This is a genomic window from Streptomyces sp. NBC_00483, assembly GCF_036013745.1.
In the GTDB taxonomy this organism is placed as follows: Bacteria; Actinomycetota; Actinomycetes; order Streptomycetales; family Streptomycetaceae; genus Streptomyces.
Genome location: NZ_CP107880.1, coordinates 1662483 through 1683091, shown reverse-complemented (window position 1 = coordinate 1683091; position 20609 = coordinate 1662483). Strand labels below are relative to the sequence as shown.

General features: G+C 72.5%; 20 protein-coding genes. 10 read left to right on the top strand and 10 right to left on the bottom strand.

Annotated features, from left to right (window positions below):
* The first annotated feature begins 79 nt into the window (after nt 1-79).
* Both OHA73_RS07250 and OHA73_RS07245 read left to right on the top strand, forming a co-directional pair.
* On the top strand, nt 80-1378 hold the full coding sequence (locus OHA73_RS07250) for a DUF6986 family protein (RefSeq protein WP_327658425.1): 1299 nt from the start codon (nt 80-82) through the stop codon (nt 1376-1378).
* 88 nt (nt 1379-1466) lie between these two features.
* Nucleotides 1467-1940, top strand: coding sequence for an NUDIX hydrolase (locus OHA73_RS07245; protein ID WP_327654570.1), 474 nt, complete (start codon nt 1467-1469; stop codon nt 1938-1940).
* Nucleotides 1941-1971: 31 nt separating this feature from the next.
* Here OHA73_RS07245 and OHA73_RS07240 read toward each other — a convergent pair whose 3' ends face one another.
* Nucleotides 1972-3054 carry a LacI family DNA-binding transcriptional regulator gene (locus OHA73_RS07240; protein ID WP_266716209.1) on the bottom strand — a complete coding sequence of 361 codons (1083 nt, stop codon included), beginning with the start codon at nt 3052-3054 and terminating at the stop codon, nt 1972-1974.
* 105 nt (nt 3055-3159) lie between these two features.
* Between OHA73_RS07240 and OHA73_RS07235 the strand changes: the two genes are divergently transcribed.
* Entirely contained in the window at nt 3160-4122 is a 963-nt protein-coding gene (locus OHA73_RS07235; protein ID WP_327654569.1) for an ROK family protein, read from the top strand.
* Nucleotides 4123-4224: 102 nt separating this feature from the next.
* On the opposite strand, the gene OHA73_RS07230 is transcribed toward OHA73_RS07235, so the two are convergent.
* Nucleotides 4225-4653 carry an STAS domain-containing protein gene (locus OHA73_RS07230; protein WP_267071619.1) on the bottom strand — a complete coding sequence of 143 codons (429 nt, stop codon included), beginning with the start codon at nt 4651-4653 and terminating at the stop codon, nt 4225-4227.
* Between the two features lie 647 nt (nt 4654-5300).
* Between OHA73_RS07230 and OHA73_RS07225 the strand changes: the two genes are divergently transcribed.
* Entirely contained in the window at nt 5301-6296 is a 996-nt protein-coding gene (locus OHA73_RS07225) for an NUDIX domain-containing protein (RefSeq protein WP_327654568.1), read from the top strand.
* On the opposite strand, the gene OHA73_RS07220 is transcribed toward OHA73_RS07225, so the two are convergent.
* The gene (locus tag OHA73_RS07220; protein ID WP_327654567.1) at nt 6266-7027 is read right to left on the bottom strand and encodes an MBL fold metallo-hydrolase; all 762 of its coding nucleotides are present in this window, start codon (nt 7025-7027) and stop codon (nt 6266-6268) included. The two genes, OHA73_RS07225 and OHA73_RS07220, sit on opposite strands and share 31 nt — an antisense overlap.
* A 72-nt stretch (nt 7028-7099) precedes the next feature.
* Complete coding sequence (locus OHA73_RS07215; protein WP_266716219.1) at nt 7100-8461, bottom strand: dipeptidase; 1362 nt, start codon at nt 8459-8461, stop codon at nt 7100-7102.
* Nucleotides 8462-8604: 143 nt separating this feature from the next.
* Here OHA73_RS07215 and OHA73_RS07210 point away from each other — a divergent pair, with 143 nt between their 5' ends.
* Nucleotides 8605-9843, top strand: coding sequence for a geranylgeranyl reductase family protein (locus tag OHA73_RS07210; protein WP_443063042.1), 1239 nt, complete (start codon nt 8605-8607; stop codon nt 9841-9843).
* A gap of 65 nt (nt 9844-9908) precedes the next feature.
* Here the strand turns inward: OHA73_RS07210 and OHA73_RS07205 are convergent, their stop codons facing one another.
* A complete protein-coding gene (locus OHA73_RS07205; protein WP_266716223.1) occupies nt 9909-10367 on the bottom strand; it encodes a nitroreductase/quinone reductase family protein in 459 nt (152 codons plus the stop codon).
* Between the two features lie 149 nt (nt 10368-10516).
* Between OHA73_RS07205 and OHA73_RS07200 the strand changes: the two genes are divergently transcribed.
* The 3 genes from OHA73_RS07200 to OHA73_RS07190 all read left to right on the top strand — a co-directional run bounded on the left by OHA73_RS07200 (nt 10517) and on the right by OHA73_RS07190 (nt 13245).
* Entirely contained in the window at nt 10517-11242 is a 726-nt protein-coding gene (locus OHA73_RS07200; RefSeq protein ID WP_327654565.1) for a TetR/AcrR family transcriptional regulator, read from the top strand.
* 78 nt (nt 11243-11320) lie between these two features.
* The gene (locus tag OHA73_RS07195) at nt 11321-12583 is read left to right on the top strand and encodes a sensor histidine kinase (RefSeq protein WP_327654564.1); all 1263 of its coding nucleotides are present in this window, start codon (nt 11321-11323) and stop codon (nt 12581-12583) included.
* The gene (locus OHA73_RS07190; RefSeq protein WP_327654563.1) at nt 12580-13245 is read left to right on the top strand and encodes a response regulator transcription factor; all 666 of its coding nucleotides are present in this window, start codon (nt 12580-12582) and stop codon (nt 13243-13245) included. The genes OHA73_RS07195 and OHA73_RS07190 overlap by 4 nt, the downstream gene beginning before the upstream one ends.
* Before the next feature lie 21 nt (nt 13246-13266).
* On the opposite strand, the gene OHA73_RS07185 is transcribed toward OHA73_RS07190, so the two are convergent.
* The 3 genes from OHA73_RS07185 to OHA73_RS07175 form a co-directional block, all read right to left on the bottom strand.
* Nucleotides 13267-14016 carry a maleylpyruvate isomerase family mycothiol-dependent enzyme gene (locus tag OHA73_RS07185; RefSeq protein ID WP_327654562.1) on the bottom strand — a complete coding sequence of 250 codons (750 nt, stop codon included), beginning with the start codon at nt 14014-14016 and terminating at the stop codon, nt 13267-13269.
* Nucleotides 14017-14072: 56 nt separating this feature from the next.
* Nucleotides 14073-15284 (bottom strand): MFS transporter, encoded by a 1212-nt coding sequence (locus OHA73_RS07180; RefSeq protein ID WP_443063041.1) that lies wholly within the window; start codon nt 15282-15284, stop codon nt 14073-14075.
* Nucleotides 15285-15443: 159 nt separating this feature from the next.
* On the bottom strand, nt 15444-16223 hold the full coding sequence (locus OHA73_RS07175; protein ID WP_327654561.1) for a DeoR/GlpR family DNA-binding transcription regulator: 780 nt from the start codon (nt 16221-16223) through the stop codon (nt 15444-15446).
* Between the two features lie 192 nt (nt 16224-16415).
* Here OHA73_RS07175 and OHA73_RS07170 point away from each other — a divergent pair, with 192 nt between their 5' ends.
* Together OHA73_RS07170 and OHA73_RS07165 are read left to right on the top strand one after the other, a co-directional pair.
* Nucleotides 16416-17333 carry an SIS domain-containing protein gene (locus OHA73_RS07170; RefSeq protein ID WP_327654560.1) on the top strand — a complete coding sequence of 306 codons (918 nt, stop codon included), beginning with the start codon at nt 16416-16418 and terminating at the stop codon, nt 17331-17333.
* A gap of 34 nt (nt 17334-17367) precedes the next feature.
* A complete protein-coding gene (locus OHA73_RS07165) occupies nt 17368-18219 on the top strand; it encodes a class II fructose-bisphosphate aldolase (RefSeq protein WP_327654559.1) in 852 nt (283 codons plus the stop codon).
* 110 nt (nt 18220-18329) lie between these two features.
* On the opposite strand, the gene OHA73_RS07160 is transcribed toward OHA73_RS07165, so the two are convergent.
* Together OHA73_RS07160 and OHA73_RS07155 are read right to left on the bottom strand one after the other, a co-directional pair.
* A complete protein-coding gene (locus OHA73_RS07160; protein WP_266716236.1) occupies nt 18330-19016 on the bottom strand; it encodes a TetR/AcrR family transcriptional regulator in 687 nt (228 codons plus the stop codon).
* 88 nt (nt 19017-19104) lie between these two features.
* The gene (locus OHA73_RS07155) at nt 19105-20607 is read right to left on the bottom strand and encodes a class I adenylate-forming enzyme family protein (RefSeq protein ID WP_327654558.1); all 1503 of its coding nucleotides are present in this window, start codon (nt 20605-20607) and stop codon (nt 19105-19107) included.
* Between the last annotated feature and the right edge of the window lie 2 nt (nt 20608-20609).

The window sequence follows — 20609 nt, the reverse complement described above, 5'->3', positions numbered from 1 at the left end:
ATCACGCCGACGGTTAACTTCGCTATACGGATTGTTGATTCCGTGAAGTGGAAACATCGAGCATATGGAGAGTGCACGAATGGGTCAGCAGGAGAAGGTGTCGACGAGCCTCGCGGGCGCGGTCAGCGAGAGCATCAGCGCCTCACTCGCCCCGGTCGACGCGGAGCTCGCCCGCCGCTACCCGGGAGACCCCGGCACCCGTCAGCCCGTCCACACGGTGTACGTCCCCGGTGACGCCTTCGACGCCGAGACCATCCGCACCTGGGGCGACAAGGCGCTCGCGCAGCTCGACGAGCACGCCCGGGACGCCGCCTCCTTCGCCGCCGTCCTCGGCCTGAGCGAGGAGCTCGCCGAGCCGGTCTACAGCCGCGTACGCGCGAAGCTGGAGCACGAGCCGGTGGAGGACCTGCGGGTCGACTTCGAGGACGGCTACCGGCCCGCCTCCGACGCCGACGAGGACGAGACCGCCGCGCGCGCCGCCCGCGTCATCGCCGAGGCGTACGCGAACGGCACGGCCGCCCCGTACATGGGTATCCGCATGAAGTGCATGGAGGAGGCGGTCCGCGACCGCGCCATCCGCACCCTCGACATCTTCCTCACCGGCCTCATGGAGCACGGCGGCCTGCCCGAGGGCCTCGTGCTCACCCTGCCCAAGGTGACGTACCCGGAGCAGGTCACCGCCATGGTGCGGATCCTGGAGGCGTTCGAGAAGCAGCACGGTCTCGAGGACGGCCGGATCGGCTTCGAGATCCAGATCGAGACCAGCCAGTCCATCCTCGGCGGCGACGGCACCGCCACGGTGGCCCGCATGATCGAGGCGGCGGAGGGGCGCGCGACCGGCCTGCACTACGGCACCTTCGACTACAGCGCCTGCCTCGGCGTCTCCGCCGCGTACCAGGCCAGCGACCACCCGGCCGCCGACTACGCGAAGGCGGTCATGCAGGTCGCCGCCGCCGGCACCGGGGTCCGCGTCTCGGACGGCTCGACGAACGTGCTGCCCGTCGGCTCCACCGCCAAGGTGCACGACGCCTGGCGCCTGCACTTCGGCCTCACCCGGCGCGCCCTCGCCCGCGCCTACTACCAGGGCTGGGACATGCACCCGGGCCACATCCCGACGCGCTACGCCGCCGTCTTCGCCTTCTACCGCGAGGGCTTCGAGGCCGCCGCCGCGCGCCTGTCGGCCTACGCCAACCAGGCCGAGGGCGACATCGCCGACGAGCCCGCCACCGCGAAGGCCCTCGCCGGCTACCTGCTGCGCGGCCTCGACTGCGGCGCGCTCGACGTCGCCGAGGTCGCCCGCCGCTCCGGCCTCACCCGCGCCGACCTGGAGGGTTACTCGGCCCCGCGCCGCGGCGACCTGACGGCCACGGCGGAGTAGGACACACAGTTCGTCGCTGCCCTTCCCCGGGGACGGCCGGGGGAGGGCAGCGGTGCGTTCGGCACCCGCGCGCGCCTAGTCTCCCGGGATGGATCTACGGCTGGCGGCCTACGCCGTGTGCATCGAGGACGGGCGGGTGCTGCTGGCACACGCCGTCAAGCCCTGCGGGGAGCGGACGTGGACGCTGCCCGGCGGGCGCGTCGAGGGCGCGGAGGACCCCGTGGACGCGGTGGTCCGCGAGGTCGCCGAGGAGACCGGCCTGACGGGCGAGGTCGAACGGCTGCTGGGCGTGGACTCGCGGGTCGTGCCCGCGGCGGAGCGCCGCGTGCCCGGATCACCCCCGCTGCACAACGTCGGCGTCTTCTACGCGGTCCGGATCACCGGCGGAACGTTGCGGCCCGAACCCAACGGGGACACGGCCGAGTCGCTCTGGACACCGCTCGCCGACGTCGCGGCCCTCGCCCGCTCCTCGCTGCTCGACATCGGGCTCGCCCTGGCGCTGACCACTCCGGCGACCGGCCACGTCGCGCCGGTGCCGGTGGGCGGTCTGATCGAGCACTGAGCCGACCGCTGACCGCCCCCCGACCGCCCGCTCAGTCGGAGGGCGGCAGTTCGCCCGAGCCGCGCTGGATCAGGCGCGTCGTCAGCTCTATCCGCTCGGGCGGCAGCGCCGCCCCGTCCAGCTGAAGGAAGAGACGGTCCGCCGCCGTGCGGCCCAGTTGCGCCGCGTCCTGCGACACGACCGTCACGCCCGGCTTCAGCAGGTCGCCCAGCTCGATGTCGTCGAAGCCGACCAGGGCCACGGGGCGTTCGTGTTCGGACAGGACCCGGACGGCCGTGACCGTCACACGGTTGTTGCCCGAGAAGATCGCCGTGACCGGGTCGGGGCCCGTGAGCATGTCCTCGGCCGCCCGCCGCACCCGCTCGGGTTCGGTGGCACCGAGCGACACCCACCGGTCGTCGACGGCGAGCCCGGCGTCCTCCATGGCCGCCCGGTACCCGCGCACACGCTCGATCGCCGTGTGGATGCGGGGCTGGTCGCCGATGAAGCCGATCCGGCGGTGGCCCTGGGCGATGAGGTGGGCGACACCGTCGCGCGCGCCACCGAAGTTGTCGGACAGCACCACGTCCGCGTCGATCTTCCCTGCGGGCCGGTCCACGAAGACGGTCGCAACACCGGCCGCGATCTCCGGCGCCAGGTACTGGTGGTCGGTGCCCGCGGGGATCACCACGAGCCCGTCCACGCGCCGCGCGCACAGCGCGAGCACCAACTCCTGCTCCCGCTCCGGGTCCTCGGCGCTCGACCCGTTGATCAGCAGCGCCCCGTGCGCCCGCGCGACCTCCTCGACGGCGCGACTGAGCGGCCCGTAGAACGGGTCGGCCAGATCCTCTAGGACGAGTCCGATGCTCGCCGTACGTCCCTTGCGCAGGACGCGTGCGCTGTCGTTGCGCCGGAAGCCGAGCGCGGCGATCGCCTCCTGTACGCGGCGCTCGGTGTCCTCGGTGACACCCGGCTCCGCGTTGACGACGCGGGAGACCGTCTTCAGGCCGACCCCGGCCCGCGCGGCGACGTCCTTCATCGTCGGTCGGTTGCCGTAGCGGTTCTCGGTGCGGCGGGCGGTACGGTCCACTGTGCGCTGTCCTGTCCTGTCGTCCCGGCGTGTGGCGTCGAGCATAGGGCCTGGACAACGTTGTCAGATGCGAGAGAGACTGTCCATCACTGATCGGTTGTCCACTCGCAGCCGCCCATCCGACCTGCCTTTCCAGGGGAACAGACACTGATGCACATGGACCTCGTCGCCGCGCTCGACATCGGCGGCACCAAGATCGCCGGTGCCCTTGTGGACGACCGGGGCCACCTCCTTCTGCGAGCGCAGCGGCCGACCCTCGCGCAGGAGGACGGCGAGACGGTGATGGGCGCGGTGGAGGAGGTGCTCGGCGAGCTCACGGCCTCCGACCTGTGGCCGCGGGTACGCGCCGTGGGCATCGGCAGCGCCGGACCCGTGGACCGCTCGCGGGGCACGGTCAGTCCGGTCAACGTGCCGGGCTGGCGCGGGTTTCCGCTGGTCGACCGGGTTCGCGCGGTGACGGGCGAGCTGCCCGTCGAGCTGATCGGCGACGGCGTGGCGATCACGGCCGCCGAGCACTGGCAGGGCGCGGCCCAGGGCCACGACAACGCGCTGTGCATGGTCGTGTCGACCGGTGTCGGCGGCGGCCTGATCCTCGGCGGCGAACTGCACCCCGGCCCGACGGGCAACGCCGGGCACATCGGCCACATCAGCGTCGACCTCGACGGCGACCCGTGCCCGTGCGGCGCCCGCGGCTGCGTCGAGCGCATCGCCAGCGGCCCCAACATCGCCCGTCGCGCCCTCGCCGAGGGCTGGCAGCCGGGGTCCGACGGAGACGCCACGGCCGCCGCCGTGGCCCGCGCGGCCCGCGCCGGTGACCCGGTGGCGATCGCCTCCTTCGAGCGCGCGGCACAGGCGCTCGCGGCCGGTATCGCGGCGACGGCGACGCTCGTGGAGATCGACATCGCGGTGATCGGCGGTGGCGTGGCAAAGGCCGGCGACGTGCTGTTCACACCCCTGCGCCGCGCACTGCGCGACTACGCCACGCTCTCCTTCGTGCAGGGCCTTACGGTGACCCCGGCGTCGACGGGCACGGACGCCGGTCTCGTGGGCGCGGCGGCAGCGGCGCTGCGCGTGGGTCCGAGTGTGAACGGGGTGCGCCGGCAGGCGGTTTGAGGCACCGGCGGGCACACCGTCGTCACGTACGGACGCACCGCCACACGTACGGAAGACCGCCACACGTAAGGAAAGACCCGCCACGCTCTCCGTCGCTGTCCACTATCCGGGCAGCTGGCGGTCCCTGCGCACCGCCTCGCCCACCGTCCAGGCCGGCGCCAGCAGCCCGGTCAGTCCGGCCAGGGAAATGAGGCGGAGGGTGAGGCGGTGGCGGCAGACCACGGTGACGCGGCCGTCGTGCTCGCGGGCCCTTTTCGCGGCGAGCTCCAGGAGCCTGAGGCCGGAGCAGTCGAAGAACGTGGTGCCGGTCAGGTCGACGACCACCACACGGTAGGGCTTGGCTGCCACCGAGTTGAGGATCGGGGAGATCTGATGGAACGTCAAAATGTCGATCTCGCCGGTCAGTTCGACCACGACGCAGTCCCCGACGGTACGCAACCGGGGTGCGGGGGTGCCGTCCTCAAGCGCGGACGTGATGTCGATGGCTCCGAAAGCGCTGAAGGCGCAGTCCTGTTGCCCGCTCTGTAGCATTTGGCCCCCCGGGTCACGAGCCCGGCCGGGTCCGAGGACGGTACCGGGCGGGCGGAACGAGGCCACCGGGGTCCAGGGTGCCTGGTCGATCACGCTAGTCGGAGGATTCCCTCGCTGTGGAGGCGTAACGATTCCTGAGCAGCTCACGTCACTTGATGGGGTGAATAACTGTGAAATCACTTGACGTTCGGGGTTGTTCCGCTAAGGGCGCTACCCGTGTGTTCTGTGCACACCCCGTGTGAACTCCGCACCGTCACCGGATGTGCACACACGGTGTCGCACTCCGCCGGGGCGCGCTTGACTGGCTCGAAGAAAACGCGGGAGGTCATGATCAGGGCCGGTCGTCGACCGTCGGGCAGCGGTGGGCGTCATCCGGCCGACGGGTCTCTCGCGTGCGACTCCGGGGCTCCCCCGATACCCGGAGTCGCGCGGGCGGTGTCATGGCGTGCGACCGCCTGGTACGGAGAGCCCGCCTGCCGCGACTTCCCTGGGTGGTGGGCGGGCTCTCCGTACGACGGGCCCTGGGGCCCGCCTTCAAACTCCCCCGAGAGGTCGCTGGTCCATACATCGATCCCCTCATCAGCGGCTGGTTTCCGTGACAGGGTGTTGCGGGCAAGCCACAGGGGGCCGATGGATGAGGGGGAGCCGTGATCGTCTGGATCAACGGGGCGTCCCGCGCGGGGAAGACCACCGCGGCGCGGGAGTTGATCGACCTGATCCCCGACTGCACACTCTTCGACCCCGAGGTGATCGACGGGGAGCTGGAGCGGCTGCTGCCCGCCAAGCGCCTTGCCGAGGTGAGCGACCATCAGGACCTGCCGATCTGGCGCCGCCTCGTCGTCGACACCGCCGCTGCGCTCCTCGCCGAGCTGGGCGGCGTGCTCGTGGTGCCGATGGGGCTGCTCCGCGAGGAGTACCGCGACGAGGTCTTCGGTGGGCTCGCGGCCCGGCGGATTCCTGTGTGTCATGTGCTCCTTGCTCCTGGGGAAACGATCCTGCGCGCCCGTGACCCCGTCGGAGAGGCCCCCGCCGACATCGAGCCGTACCGGGCCGCGCTCGCCGGCTGGCTCACCGCCGACGCCTACCCCGTCGACAACAGCGCACTGTCCCCGTACGAGACCGCCGTCCGGATCGCCGCGGCGCTGCGCACCGGGGACGCGCCGTCCTGCGACATCGTGCAGACGCCCGAGCCCACCGCGGAGACGGTCGCCGCGGGTGTGCTGCTCTTCGACGACGAGGACCGGGTGCTGCTCGTCGACCCCACGTACAAGCCGGGCTGGGAGTTCCCCGGCGGTGTCGTCGAGGCGGGCGAGGCGCCCGCGCGCGCGGGCGTGCGTGAGGTGGCGGAGGAGACGGGGATCCAACTCGACGACGTGCCACGGCTGTTGGTCGTCGACTGGGAGGCACCCGTGCCGCCCGGCTACGGCGGCCTGCGGCTCCTCTTCGACGGCGGCCGGCTCATGGGCTCGCGGGCTCACGAAGTGCTGCTACCGGGGCCCGAGTTGCGCGCATGGCGCTTCGTGACGGAGAGCGAGGCGGCCGTGCTGCTGCCGCCCGTACGGTTCGAGCGGCTGCGCTGGGCCCTCAGGGCGCGCGAGCGCGGCGCCGCCCACTACTTGGAGGCCGGGGTGCCGGTGGGGTGAGCGCGCGCCGACGCCCGCAGCGCCGCGCCCGCGCCGCCCACCACCGGATCGCCGTGCCCGAAGCAGGCCACCTCGCTGTCGAGTCCGGCGAGCCGCCGGTAGGAGGCGATCGCCTGCTCCTTGTCCCGGTTGAACACGCCGAGCATCACCTGCCCGTCCAGCGGTGACGCCGCGATCGCGTCGCCGGTGAACAGCACGCCGTGCCGGGGGAGATGGACCGCGATCGAGCCCTCGGTGTGTCCCGGCGCCGCGACGACGTGCGCCCCGTCGCCGAAGTCGAGCACGTCACCGTCGTCCAAATCCCTTACGTAGTAAGGGAGCACAGGGTCGGCCGGACGCGGCGGGAGCTGGGCCAGCGCCTGCGCGTGAAGGGGACGTTCCCAGTCCTCGTGGACCGGCTCGGGCCCCACCGCCTCGCCGCGCACATAGGGTGCGTCGAGCCGGTGCGCCGACACCTCGGCCCCGCTGAGGCGCGCGAACTCCCCGGCCCCGCCCGCATGGTCCTTGTGGAAGTGCGTGAGCACGATCCGCCGTACGTCGCCGGGTTCGTGCCCCCACGCGCGTACGGCGTCGGCGATGGGGCGCGCCGCGCCGACCGCGCCCGCGTCGATGAGCGTCAACCCGGCTGCGTCGCGCCAGAGATAAGCCTGGCCGACGGCGAACCGCAGCAACCGGAGCCGGGGTGTGACGTCGATGGTCTCGACGACCGGGTACGCGTCGGTGGTGTCCATGCCGCGACCGTACGAGCCCCCTGCCCCGAGCCGCGTACGACTTGGCTCAGGGCAGAGACGGGTTGCGCGGGGTCAGTTGGCGGCCGCGTACTTCTGAAGGAACAGGGCCTCCGCCACCGAGAGACGCTCCAGCTCCTCCGGGGACACCGACTCGTTGACCGCGTGGATCTGGGCCTCCGGCTCGCTCAGGCCGATGAGCAGGATCTCCGCCTCCGGGTAGAGCGAGGCGAGCGTGTTGCACAGCGGGATCGAGCCGCCCTGGCCCGCGTACTGCATCTCCTGGCCGTCGTACGCCTGCGCCATGGCGTCGGCCATCGCCGCGTACGCGGGGCTCGAGGTGTTCGCGCGGAACGGCTGGCCCTGGCCGACCTGTTCGACCGCGACCCGGGCGCCCCACGGGGTGTGCGCCTCGATGTGCGCCATGAGGAGCTTCGTGGCCTCCGAGGCGTCGACGCCCGGCGGGACGCGAAGGCTGATCAGCGCGCGGGCACCCGCCTGCACGGACGGCGTCGCGCCGACGACGGGCGGGCTGTCGATGCCGAGGACGGTGACGGCGGGGCGCGCCCAGATGCGGTCGGCGACCGTGCCGGAGCCGATCAGGCCGACGCCGTCGAGCACCTTCGCGTCCTTGCGGAACGTTTCCTCGTCGTACTGCAGGCCGTCCCAGGACTCCGCGGAGTCCAGTCCTTCGATGGTCGTCGAACCGTCCTCGGCGCGCAGCGAGTCCAGGACGCGGACCAGGGCGGCGAGCGCGTCCGGGGCGGCGCCGCCGAACTGGCCGGAGTGCAGGTTGCCTTCGAGGGTGTCGACCTGGACGCGGACCAGCGTCATGCCGCGCAGGGTCGCCGTCGCGGTCGGCAGGCCGACGCGGAAGTTGCCCGCGTCGCCGATGACGATCGTGTCGGCGGTGAGCAGTTCGGGGTGCTGCTCGGCGTAGCGCTCCAGGCCGCCCGTGCCCTGCTCCTCGGAACCCTCCGCGATCACCTTGACGTTGACCGGCACCCCGCCGTTCGCCTTCAGCGCACGGATCGCCAGCAGGTGCAGCAGCACGCCGCCCTTGCAGTCGGCCGAGCCGCGCCCGTACCAGCGGCCGTCCGCGCGCTCCGTCAGTTCGAACGGGGGTGTCACCCACGCCGACTCGTCCAGCGTCGGCTGTACGTCGTAGTGCGCGTACAGCAGCACCGTGGGCGCACCCGCGGGGCCGGGCAGGAATCCGTACACCGACTGCGTGCCGTCCGGGGTGTCGAGCAGTGCGACGTCCTGGAAACCCTCCGAGCGCAGTGCGTCGGCGACCCAGTTGGCGGCGCCCTCGCTCTCGCTCTTCGGGTATTGCTCGAAGTCCGCCACCGACTTGAAAGCGACCAGTTCGGTCAGCTCCGTCTTGGCCCTCGGCATGAGCGAGGCGACGGTCTCGGCGATCGGATGCGGCGACATGGGCACGCTCCTCGTAGGTGCGACGTTGTGCAGGGTGTGCGGAAGATCCTCCCATAGAGGGCCGACGCACTGCCCGCCGTAGGATGCCTGGGACAGGTGCGGCAGGCATTCCAAGATGGCCGAAACGGGAGCAGCAGACCATCGTGAGCAGCGAGAATCCGGCGACGGACGGCACGGACGGCAACGAGACGGGCGACGGCGGGCCCTCCGGGAGTGTGTGGGACGTCGTCGTCGTGGGCGCGGGCCCGGCCGGCGCCTCCGCCGCGTACGCGGCCGCGAGCGCGGGGCGTCGGGTGCTGCTCCTGGAGAAGGCCGAACTGCCCCGCTACAAGACGTGCGGCGGCGGCATCATCGGCCCTTCGCGGGACTCGCTGCCGCCCGGCTTCGTGCTGCCGTTCAAGGACCGGATCAACGCGGTGACGTTCTCCCTGAACGGCAGGTACACCCGCACCCGGCGCTCCAAGAAGATGCTGTTCGGGCTCATCAACCGGCCCGAGTTCGACGCCCAGCTCGTCGAGCACGCCCAGAAGGCGGGCGCCGAGCTGCGCACCGGTGCCACGGTGACGAGCGTCGAGCAGCACGGCAGCGCCGTGCCGGACCGGCGTACCGTCGCGGTCGGGCTGCAGGGCGGCGAGACGATCCTGGCGCGGGCCGTGGTCGGCGCCGACGGCAGCGCGAGCCGGATCGGCGCGCATGTCGGCGTGGAGATGGACCAGGTCGACCTCGGCCTCGAGGCGGAGATCCCGGTACCGCAGAGCGTCGCCGAGGACTGGCAGGGGCGGGTCCTCATCGACTGGGGGCCGATTCCCGGCAGTTACGGGTGGGTGTTCCCGAAGGGCGACACCCTCACCGTGGGCGTGATCTCGGCGAAGGGGGAAGGCGCCGCCACCAAGCGGTACTTGGAGGACTTCATCGCGCGCCTCGGGCTCGCCGGCTTCGAGCCGTCGATCTCGTCCGGGCACCTGACGCGCTGCCGCGCCGACGACTCGCCGCTCTCGCGCGGCCGCGTCCTGGTGTGCGGCGACGCGGCGGGACTCCTGGAGCCTTGGACCCGGGAGGGCATCTCGTTCGCGCTGCGTTCGGGGCGGCTCGCGGGGGAGTGGGCGGTGCGCGTCGCCGAGGCGCACGACGCGGTGGACGCGCGGCGCCAGGCGCTGAACTACGCGTTCGCCGTCAAGGCCGGGCTCGGCGTCGAAATGGCCGTCGGCAAGAGCATGTTGGCCGTCTTCGAGCGCAAGCCGGGGCTGCTGCACGCGGTACTCACCTCGGTGCGCCCCGCGTGGAACGCGTTCGCGAGGATCACGCGGGGCTCGTCCTCCCTGGGCGAGCTCGTGCGGACGCATCCGATGGCGGGGCGGGCGCTGTCGCGGCTCGACCGCTGACGGTCACTTGACCGTGCTCCGGGCCGCGTCACGGTCACTTGACCGTGCTCCGGGCCGCGTCACGGTCACTTGACCGTGACGCGGAAGACCGGGTGGTCCGGCAGAGCGGCGGACAGCTCGGCGTCCGTCGACTTCGCCGTGACGCCCTTGAAGTAGTCGTTCACCTGCCAGCCCCACCGCTCCAGGTACGTGCGCAGCACGTCGCGCTTGAGGTCGTCGTCGGACAGCTCGACGGCCTCGAACGTGCGGACCTTGCGGCCCACCCGCAGCTCGCCGCCGCCCGCGGCGTGCATGTTCTTCACCCACTGCGAGTGGCCGCGCGCCGAGATCAGGTACTGCTTGCCCTCGTACGTGTGCGGGTTGACCGGGATGCGCTGCATCTCGCCGCTCTTGCGGCCGCGGACGGAGAGCTCCGCGGAGCCGGCGAGGCTGAGTCCGCGGCGGGCCAGCCAGCCGATGACCCGGTTCAGGCGGACGGCGGTCGGGTTGGCCTTCAGGTAGTAAGGCTCGGACTGTGCGGTCATGGCGACCCCCCGGAGTGATTTCGAGAGCGGTGCTCTCGCTTGAGAGCAGTCTGCACGGGTTTGATGATCCAAAGCAAGAGCGGTGCTCTCTTTTTTGAGCGCCGCACTGCAATGTGTGCACCGCTCCATATCCGTGGAACACTCGAACCATGAGTACGCGCCGCAGCACACCCCCACGAGCCACGAGTGCCGCTCAAGGAGCCCGCGCCCGCGCCCGGCAAGAGATCACCACCGCCATCAAGGACGAGGCGCGCAGACAGCTCGCCGAGAGTGGCGCGGCCAAGCTCTCGCTGCGCGCCGTGGCCCGGGAACTCGGCATGGTCTCCTCGGCCCTGTACCGCTACTTCCCCAGCCGCGACGACCTGCTGACCGCGCTCATCATCGACGCCTACGACGCCCTCGGCGAGGCCGCCGAAGGCGCCGACGTCGGCTTCGTCCGGACGTCGGCGGCCACTGAGCGCTGGAGCGCCGTGTGCGGGGCGGTACGGGACTGGGCCCTGACGTACCCGCACGAGTACGCCCTCATCTACGGGTCCCCCGTGCCCGGATACACGGCTCCGGACAGCACGGTCAGGGCCGCCGCGCGCGTCGGGCAACTGCTCATCGGGATCGTCCGCGACGCGCACCAGGGCGGCGGCGTGACGCCGCCCCCGATCTCCGACGCGCTGCGGCCCGAGGCCGAGCGCATGGCCGCGGATCTCGCGCCGGACCTGCCACCGGGGGTGGTGGCCGCGCTCGTCGCCGCGTGGGCGCAACTGTTCGGGCTCATCGGTTTCGAGCTGTTCGGCCAGTTCAACCGCGTCGTCGACGACCGATCCGCCTTCTTCGCCCACGCCGTGTCGCGGCTCGCCCAGGACGTCGGGCTCCCCGGGTAGCCGTACTCCCGCGGAAGTACACGTGATCACCTCGCACGGCGGACGCCCGACGCCGCCCGGGGCGCTTAGCGTGGCGGCATGGACGAGCAGCGCGTACGTGACGGTGGCCCGCCCCGGCAGTGGGGCGGGCCACCGTGGCTGCGCGACCGGTGGGGGCGCAGGTCCGTCGAGGGCGACCGGCGGTGGCCGTGGCGGTCCACGCTGCTCGTCACCGCGTTCGTCCTCGGGGGGACCAACTTCGCCGCGCACGGGCAGGTGGGCGAGCGCGCGGACCTGGATGTGCTCGCGCGGCTGCTGATGCTCGTCGGGGGCGTGCTGCTCCTGTGGCGCCGGCGGTACCCGGTCGCCGTCGCGTTCGGCACGACGGCGTGCGTGACCGTGTACCTGGGCGCCGGATATCCGTACGGTCCTGTGTTCCTGCTCGTGGCCCTCGCGTGCTTCTCCGCGATCGTGGCGGGGCGCCGGTGGGCGGCGTGGGGCGCGGCCGGGGTGCTCTGGCTGGGGCATCTGCTCATCGGGCACTGGCTGTACGCGTATCTGCCGCCCTCGGGCGACGGGCCCGCCCCGTGGGCGCAGGAGGGGATCGTCGCGGCCTGGGTGCTCGCCATCATGGCGATCGCCGAGCTGGCGCGGGTGCGGCGCGAACAGTGGGAGCACGCGCGCGTGGAGCGGGAGAAGGCGGCCAAGCGGCGGGCCGACGAGGAGCGCCTGCGCATCGCCCGCGAACTCCACGACGTGCTCGCCCACTCCATCTCCGTGATCAACGTGCAGGCGGGCGTCGGGCTCGCCCTGCTCGACACCGACCCGGAGCAGGCCCGCACCGCGCTGACCACCATCAAGAGCGCGAGCAAGGAGGCGCTGGGAGAGGTGCGGCAGGTCCTCGACACCCTCCGGACCCCCGGCGACGCGCCCCGCGCACCCGCACCCGGCCTCGACCGCCTCCCGGAACTCGTCGACCAGGCCGCGGGCGCCGGGCTCACCGTCGACGTCAACACGGAGGGTACGTCGACGGTGCCGCCCACGCTGCCGCCGGGCGCGGACCTCGCCGCGTTCCGCATCGTGCAGGAAGCGCTCACCAACGTCGTACGGCACTCGGGCTCACGCCACGCGCGCGTGCAACTGTCGTACGGGGGCGACGCGTTGACGCTCACCGTCGACGACGACGGGCCCTCGACCCACGCCGACGCGGGCGGCAGCGGCAACGGGCTCGCCGGAATGCGCGAGCGCGCCGCCGCCCTCGGTGGCACGATCGAGGCGGGCCCGCGCGCCGACGGAGGCTTCCGCGTCGTCGCCCGGCTCCCGCTCACCACGACCGCCGCCGCACCGGAGGAGCTCCAGTGATCCGCGTACTGCTCGCCGACGACCAGTCGCTCGTCCGCGCCGGGTTCAGGGCGCTGCTCGACGCGCAGAGCGACATCGAGGTCGCGGGCGAGGCGGCGGACGGCGAGGAGGCGGTGCGCCTCGTGCGCGAACTGCGCCCCGACGTCGTGCTCATGGACATCCGGATGCCGCTGCTCGACGGCCTCGTGGCGACCCGCCGGATCGGCGCGGATGCCGACCTGGAGACGGTGAAGGTGGTCATGCTCACCACCTTCGAACTCGACGAGTACGTCTTCGAGGCGATCCGCTCCGGGGCCTCCGGGTTCCTCGTCAAGGACACCGAGCCGGAGGAACTACTGCGCGCCGTAAGGGCAGTTGTTCATGGCGACGCGTTGCTCTCGCCGGGCGTCACCCGGCGCCTGATCGCCGAGTTCGCAGCGCGCTCGAAGGAGCCGGCGGCCGCCGCGCCGCTCGACGAACTGACGGAGCGGGAGCGGGAGGTGATGGCGCTCGTCGGCATCGGCCTGTCCAACGAGGAGATCGCCCGCCGCCTCGTCGTCAGCCCGCTCACCGCGAAGACCCATGTGAGCCGCACGATGGTGAAGCTGGGCGCCCGCGACCGGGCCCAACTCGTCGTCCTCGCCTACGAGTCGGGCCTCGTGCGGCCGGGATGGCTGGGCTGAGACCGATCGCGGCGCCGCACACTAGACCCCGGAGTGCTCCCGCCAAAGTGCGGCGAGCGCGGAGTCCCCGCTCACGTCAGGGAACGGCAGCCGGTTCCACAGCGCCAGGTACAACCGCGCCGCGGGGCCGGCGAGTTCGCACTCCGAATCGCCCGAGACGCCGCGCTCGGCGGCCGGCGGATCCTGCGTGATCCGCACCGTCCACACGGCGTCCGGGCCGGCGTCCGTGGCCCGTACGCGCAGGACCCTGGGGACGTCCGAGCGTACCCGGCTGCGCCCCCGGGCGTGGAAACCGGTGAGCAGCTCGTCGATCCCGTCGACCGCGAACTCCGGGGTGATCGGGGCGGGTTCGTCGTGCGTGGCCCTGTTCAGGGCCGACTGCGCGTCCACGCGGTGCACCGTCGTCTCGTGCGCCTGGCGGCGGGCCCAGAACGCCAACGGCGAGGGGGCCGGGAGGAAGGCCCAGCAGTCCACGTCGGGCCGCGCGTTCGTCAGCGTGTCGACGAGCTGCCGGTGTCCCTCGCGGAACCAGGCGAGCAGGTCGGCGCCGTCCAGTGCGGTGTCGTGCTCGTCGATCCCGTGCGGCTTGAGCTGCCCCTGCGCCACGTACGAGGTCGCCCAGCGGTGCACCGCACCCTGGTGACGTAGGAGATCGCGCACCTGCCAGCCGGGGCACGTCGACACCTTGGCGTCGACGCCCGCCTCTTCTGCGGCCGCTGCCAGCAACTGGCCCTCGTCGTCGACGATGTGAATGTGTTCGGCAATCTGCATACGCGGAGTCTGCCGCTACACGTGTGCGTCAACGCAAGCCAATTCCAATACCTGGTCTACGTCGTCGCCGCGCGCCGCGTCGCGAAGCCGATCGTGGCCGCCACGGCGGCGAGCAGCGCCACGCTCGTCAGGGCCGCGGACAGCGAGAACCAGTCCGCCATGAAGCCGATCGCGGGCGGCCCGAGCAGCATGCCGCCGTAGCCGAGCGTGGACGCGGCCGCGACGCCCGTGGGCCCGGCGAGCGCCCCGGCCCGTTCGATCGCGACGGGGAAGAGGTTCGCGAGGCCGATCCCGGTGATTGCGAAGCCGATCAGCGCGAGCCACACCGTGGGCGCCAGCGAGCCGAGCAGCATGCCGACCGCGCCGGTCAGGCCGCCGGCCACCAACGTCCGTGTCCTGCCGAGCCGTTCGAGCAGGGACGTGCCGGTGAGCCGGCCGATCGTCATGGCGAACGCGAAGCACGAGTAGCTGGCCGCCGCGATGCCCGGGTGGGCGTGCAGGTCCTGCTCCATGTGCAGCGCGCTCCAGTCGGCCAGCGCCCCCTCGCCGTACGCCGTGCACAGCGCGATGAGCCCGAAGACCAGGACGAGGAGGCGGGTGCGGTTGTCGATACGCGTGCTGGTGCGGGGAGCCTCGGTGTCGGGCGTACGGTCCACGGGGCCCGGTGCCGGGTGGCGCAGCAGTGTCGGGGCGGCGCACGCGGTGACGACCAGGCCGATGACGGCGATCGCCATCAGGTGTTTCGTGGGTGTCAGGTGTGCCGCGACCAGTCCGCCGAGGCCCGAGCCGATCATGCCGCCGAGGCTGAACGCGGCGTGGAAGCTGGGCATGATCGGCCTGCCGAGGGCGCCGACCAGGTCGACGGCGGCGCTGTTCATCGCCACGTTGATGCCGCCGTACGCCGCCCCGAACGCCAGCAGGACGAGGCCGAGCGCGAGGGGTGAGTGCGTGAGCGGCGGCAGGATCACGGTCAGCGGGAGCAGCACACCGCACGCGACGGTCACCGCGTGCGAGCCGAAGCGCCGGCACAGCCGACCGGTCAGCATCATCGTGATGACGGCGCCGGCCGAGACGCCGAGCAGCGCGAGGCCGAGGGTGCTCGCGGACGCCCCGGTCTGCGCCTTGACGGCGGGGATGCGCACCACCCAGCCGGCGAAGACGAAGCCGTCGAGCGCGAAGAACGCGGTGAGGGCCAGGCGCAGGCGGGCCAGGGACGCGGCGCGGGGGGCGTCGGCGGTGACGGCCCGGAGTTTGTTCAGTAGCGGCACAAAGTCAGAGTAGAGCGGGACTCCGTGGCTGAACAAGGGGGTTTGTTGGCGGGTGTGTGTGGGTTACACGGTGGGCACCCGCAGGTGTGTGGGGGCTGCACGGTGGGCGCCCGCAGGTGTGTGGGGGCTGCACGGTGGGCGCCCGCAGGTGCGTGAGGGCTACACAGTGAGCACCCGCACGCCCGCCTCCTCGAACCGCCCCAGCGTCGCCTTGTCCGCCGCCGTGTCCGTGACGAGGATGTTCACCTGCGCCACGTCGCAGATCCGGGCGAACGCCCTGTGGCCCAGCTTGCTGGAGTCGGCCGCGACCACCACGCGCTCCGCCCGCTCGCACAGCATCCGGTTGATCGCCGCCTCCGCCTCGTCGTGCGCGGACGCGCCGTGCGTGACGTCGAGGCCGACGACGCCGAGCACCGCCGTGTCGAGCGTGACCTGGCCGAGCACACCGTCGGCGAGCGGACCGATCAACTCGTACGACTGCGGGCGCGCGACCCCGCCGGTGAGCACGATCTTGAACTGGGGCCGCACCGCGAGCTCGTTGGCGATGTTGAGCGCGTTCGTGACGATCGTCAGGGCGGGCGTCCCGGACGCGAGGTCGGGCCGGACGGCGAGCGCCCGCGCCACCTCCGTCGTGGTCGTGCCGCCGGTGAGGCCGACCGCCTCACCCGGCGTGACGAGTTCGGCGACGGCCTTCGCGATCCGCTGCTTCTCGGCGGCGCCGAGCGCGGACTTGTAGCGCAACGGGAGTTCATAGCTCACGCCGTGCACGACAGCGCCGCCGCGGGTGCGCACCAGCATCTGCTGCTCGGCGAGCCCGTCGAAGTCGCGGCGGATGGTCGCGGCGGAGACGCCGAGCTCGCTCGCCGCGTCCTCCACGTCCAGGCGCCCGCGCTCGACCAGCAGTTCCAGGAGGGACTTCCAGCGGGCGTCGCGGGACATCGGCGGCTCCAACTCGTCGTTCGTTTCGGTGGTACGTGCGGTGGTGCATTCGGTGGCACGTCGGTGTCACGACCTTAACTGGCATGCGCACGAATGCTTGATTGTGCGCGAAAGCTCGCTATATCTTGCAAGAACACGCATCCAGTGAGCGCGCCCCCAGAGGCGTGACCAACCGCGGAGTGGGGGCACGGCATGAGCAACGACCAAGGCCGGACGGGCCACAAGGAAAGCCACGTCGAGAACGAACTGAACAGCCAGCCGGAGTGCTGGACGCGGGCCGCCGGGCTCGCCACCCGGCACAAGGCGGCGCTGCCCGCGGCGGGGGAGCGGGTGGCGATCGTCGGCTGCGGCACCTCGTGGTTCATGGCGCAGGCCGCCGCCGCGCTGCGCGAGCAGGCGGGGCAGGGTGAGACCGACGCGTTCGCCGCGTCGGAGTTCCCGGCGGGCCGCTCCTACGACCACGTGATCGCGCTGACCCGGTCCGGCACCACCACCGAGGTCCTCGACCTCCTCGCCGCCCACCGGGGCAGGGCCCGCACCACGGCGATCACCGGCGACCCGGCCACCCCGATCGCGGACGCCGCGGACGACCTGGTCGTCCTCGACTTCGCCGACGAGCAGTCGGTCGTCCAGACCCGCTTCGCCACCACGGCCCTCACGCTGCTCCGCGCGCACCTGGGCCTGCACTCGGAGCAGGCAGTCGCGGACGCGCGCACGGCGCTCGCCGAGCCGCTGCCCGAAGGCCTCGTGAACTGCGAGCAGTTCACCTTCCTCGGCCGCGGCTGGACGGTCGGCCTCGCGAACGAGGCGGCGCTCAAGATGCGCGAGGCATCCCTGTCGTGGACCGAGGCGTACCCGGCGATGGAGTACCGCCACGGCCCCATCAGCATCACCACCTCCGGCACCGCGACGTGGATGCTCGGCGAGGCGCCCGAGGGTCTTGCCGCGCAGGTCGCCACGACCGGCGGGCTCTGGATCGAGGGCGGCCTCGACCCGCTGGCGGAACTGGTCCGCGCCCAGCGCCTCGCGGTCGCCGTCGCGGCCCGCAGGGAGCTCGACCCGGACCGCCCGCGCCACCTCACCCGCTCGGTGATCCTCGACGCCAACTGACCCTCTCTGTACAGGACTTGAGAAGGGAGGGGCAGTGCCCCTCGCAGCAACAGGGACCCTCGTCGGCGCGGCGGCGGCCCGGCGCGGCGCCGTGGCCGCGTTCAATGTGATCACCCTCGAACACATCGAGGCGGTCGTCGCGGGCGCCGAGGCGGCGGACGCCCCCGTCATCCTCCAGATCAGCGAGAACGCCGTGCGCTACCGCTACGGCCGGCTCCTGCCGCTGGCCCGCGCCGCGGTCGCGGCGGCCGAGTCGGCGCGCGTCGACGTGGGCCTGCACCTGGACCACGTACAGAGCGACGAGCTGCTGCGGCAGGCCGCCGACGCCGGGTTCGGTTCGGTGATGTACGACGCCGCGCGGCTGTCCTACGACGAGAACCTCGCCGCGACGCGTGCCGCCGCCGACTGGGGGCACGCCAACGGCCTTTGGGTGGAAGCGGAGTTGGGCCAGGTCGGCGGCAAGGACGGCGCCGCGCCCCTGGACGCGCACGCGCCCGGCGCCCGCACCGACCCCGGCGAGGCCCGCGCCTACGTCACCGACACGGGCGTGGACGCGCTCGCCGTCGCGGTCGGCTCCTCGCACGCGATGACCACCCGCACCGCCACGCTCGACCACGACCTGCTCAAGCGGCTGGCCGACGGCCTCGACGTGCCGCTGGTGCTGCACGGCTCGTCCGGCGTGCCCGACGACGAGCTGGCAGCGGCCGTCCGCGGCGGCATCGCCAAGGTCAACGTGGGGACGGCCCTGAACATCGCGATGACGTCCGCCATCCGCGAGTTCCTCACCGCGCACCCGGAGGCGGTCGACTCCCGCAAGTACCTCAAGGTGGCGCGCGAGGCGATGGTGCGCACCGTGAGCGAGCTGATCGGGGTGGTGCGCGGCTGAAGGGAGCGAGCTGATCGGGGCGGTACGCGGCTGAGGGAGCGAACCGCTCGGGTTGGTACGCGCCTGAGGACAGCGAACCGATCGGGGCGGTACGCGCCTGAACGGCCGTCCTACGGGCGCCAGTACACGGACTTGACCCAGATCGTGGCGAGCGCGTCGATGGCGCGCTCCTCGTCCGCCGCGGTGTCCGCTGCGGTCCCGGTCCCGCTGTCGCCGTGCCCCATCCAGATGTAGCAGGAGTGCTCCAGCATCGCCGAAAGGGCCGACGCCGTCAGCTCGGGGTCGGCCCCGGGGCAGTACCCGTCCTTCTGCGCCCGCCGGATCTCGGCCGCGATCATCCCGGTGCCCTCGGCGCGGATCGCCAGCCACCGTTCGCGGAACTCCTCCTCCAGCATCGACGCCTGGAACACCCCGACGAGTTCGCCGCGGTGCCTGCGGTACGTGTGCCAGAACGCGGCCACCGCCTCGCGCAGCGCCTCCTGGGGTGCGAGGCCCGCGCGGTAGGGCCGCTTCGTGAGCTCGGACGCCTCGTGGTGGAAGTCCTCGGCGAGCGCCGCCAGCAGGTCGGCCTTGGTGTCGTAGTAGTTGTAGAACGACGCCACCGACTTGCCGGCCTCGGCCGCGATGTCGCTGATCCGGGAGTTGAGGTAGCCGTCCCTGGCGAACACGGTCCGGGCCGCGGCGCGGAACGCCTCGTCCGTCTCCCGCCCCTTCCGGGTCGCCTTCGCCGCGCGCTCGGCGCCGGGACGGGTCGCCGTCGTCGCCTTGCGCGCGGGCCTGACGGTGTGTCTCCGCATGCTGCGGCCTCCCCTCTTGCCGCCGCGATGCTATCCGGATCGGCCCCGTACCAGGGACGACGGGTGGGACGGGGGCCGTTGGGCGGTGTTACGACACCCGGCGCGCGTGCCCGGCCCAGAACGGTTCGCGCAACGGCCCCTTGAGCACCTTTCCCGTGGCATTGCGCGGCAGGCGGGTGGCGACGGTGATGCCGGTCGGCGTCTTGAAATGGGCGAGCCTCTCACGCGCCCAGGCGAGGAACGGTTCGGGCGCGAACCCGCCCTCCGCGTCGACGGGGACGAGCACGGCGTGCACCGTCTCGCCCCAGCGCGGATGCGGAACGCCGATGACCGCGACCTCGCGGACCGCGGGATGCGCCGCGAGCACTGCCTCCACCTCCGCCGGGTACACGTTCTCGCCGCCGGACACGATCATGTCCTTGAGCCGGTCGACGAGGGTGAGATAGCCCTCGTCGTCGATCGTCCCGATGTCCCCGGTGCGGTAGAAGCCGTCGTCGGTGAGCACTTGGCGGGTGGCGTCGGGATCGTTCCAGTAGCCGGGGAAGGGGGCCGCCCCGCGCACCTGGACCTCGCCGTGTTCACCGAGCCGTATCTCCCAGCCCAGTGAGGGGCGGCCCGCGGTGGCGAGGCGCCCGCGGGACACGTCGTGGTCGGCGGGTGTCAGCGAGCTGATCGGCAGCGGTCCCGTCTCGGTGCTCGCGTACGCCTGCCGGAACCGGCAGCCCAGCGTGGCGACGGCCCGCTCCAGCACCTCGGGCCGGATCGCCGACGCCCCGTACACCACCTCGACCAGCGCGGACAGGTCGGGCGGTGTCGCGCGCGAGGCCACTTCCGCCGTCACCGCGTCCACCAACGTCGGTACGAGCTGGGTGAGTTGGACGCGGCGGGCGACCAGCTCGTCCACGAACCGGGCCGGCGCGAAACCGTCCAGCAGGTGCAGATGGCCGCCGGTGAACAGGGCGTAGCCCAGATTGACGAGCCCCGCGACGTGGAACAGCGGCAGCGCGCTCAGGTGGCGGGCGCCCGGCACGGCCTCTGGCACTTCCAGTGACATGAAGGTGGCCGCCGAGATCAGCATCTCGTGGGTGACCGGCACGAGTTTGGGCCGCCCGGTCGTGCCGCTGGTGTGCAGCAGCGCGCAAGGAGCGGAGGTCAGCATGCGTTCGTGAGGGCGTACGGGGGTCGGGTCGCCGGTGGGGGCGTAGGGCGTCAGCGAAAGGACAGTACCGCCGAACCCGCCACCCTCGCCCAGGAGTTGGGCCCCTGCCTCGTCCGTCACCACATGACGTACCTTCATCATGTCCAGCAGCACGGCGACTTCGGGCGCGGCGAGCCGCCAGTTCACCGGCGCGGGCAGCGCCCCGGCCCGGAGCAGGCCGAAGAGCGCGACCGCCCACTCCACCCTGTTGTGCGCGAGCAGCGGGACCACGTCGCCCGGCGCCACCCCGGCCGCCGCGAGGCGCGCCGCCTCGCGCTCCACCGCGTCCGCCAGCTCCGCGTAGCCGAGCTCGCCGCCCCGGTCGTCGCTGAGCGCGATCCGGTCGGCGTCGTGCGCGGCGCGCCAGTCCAGTACGTGCTGCCAGGCCGGCACGG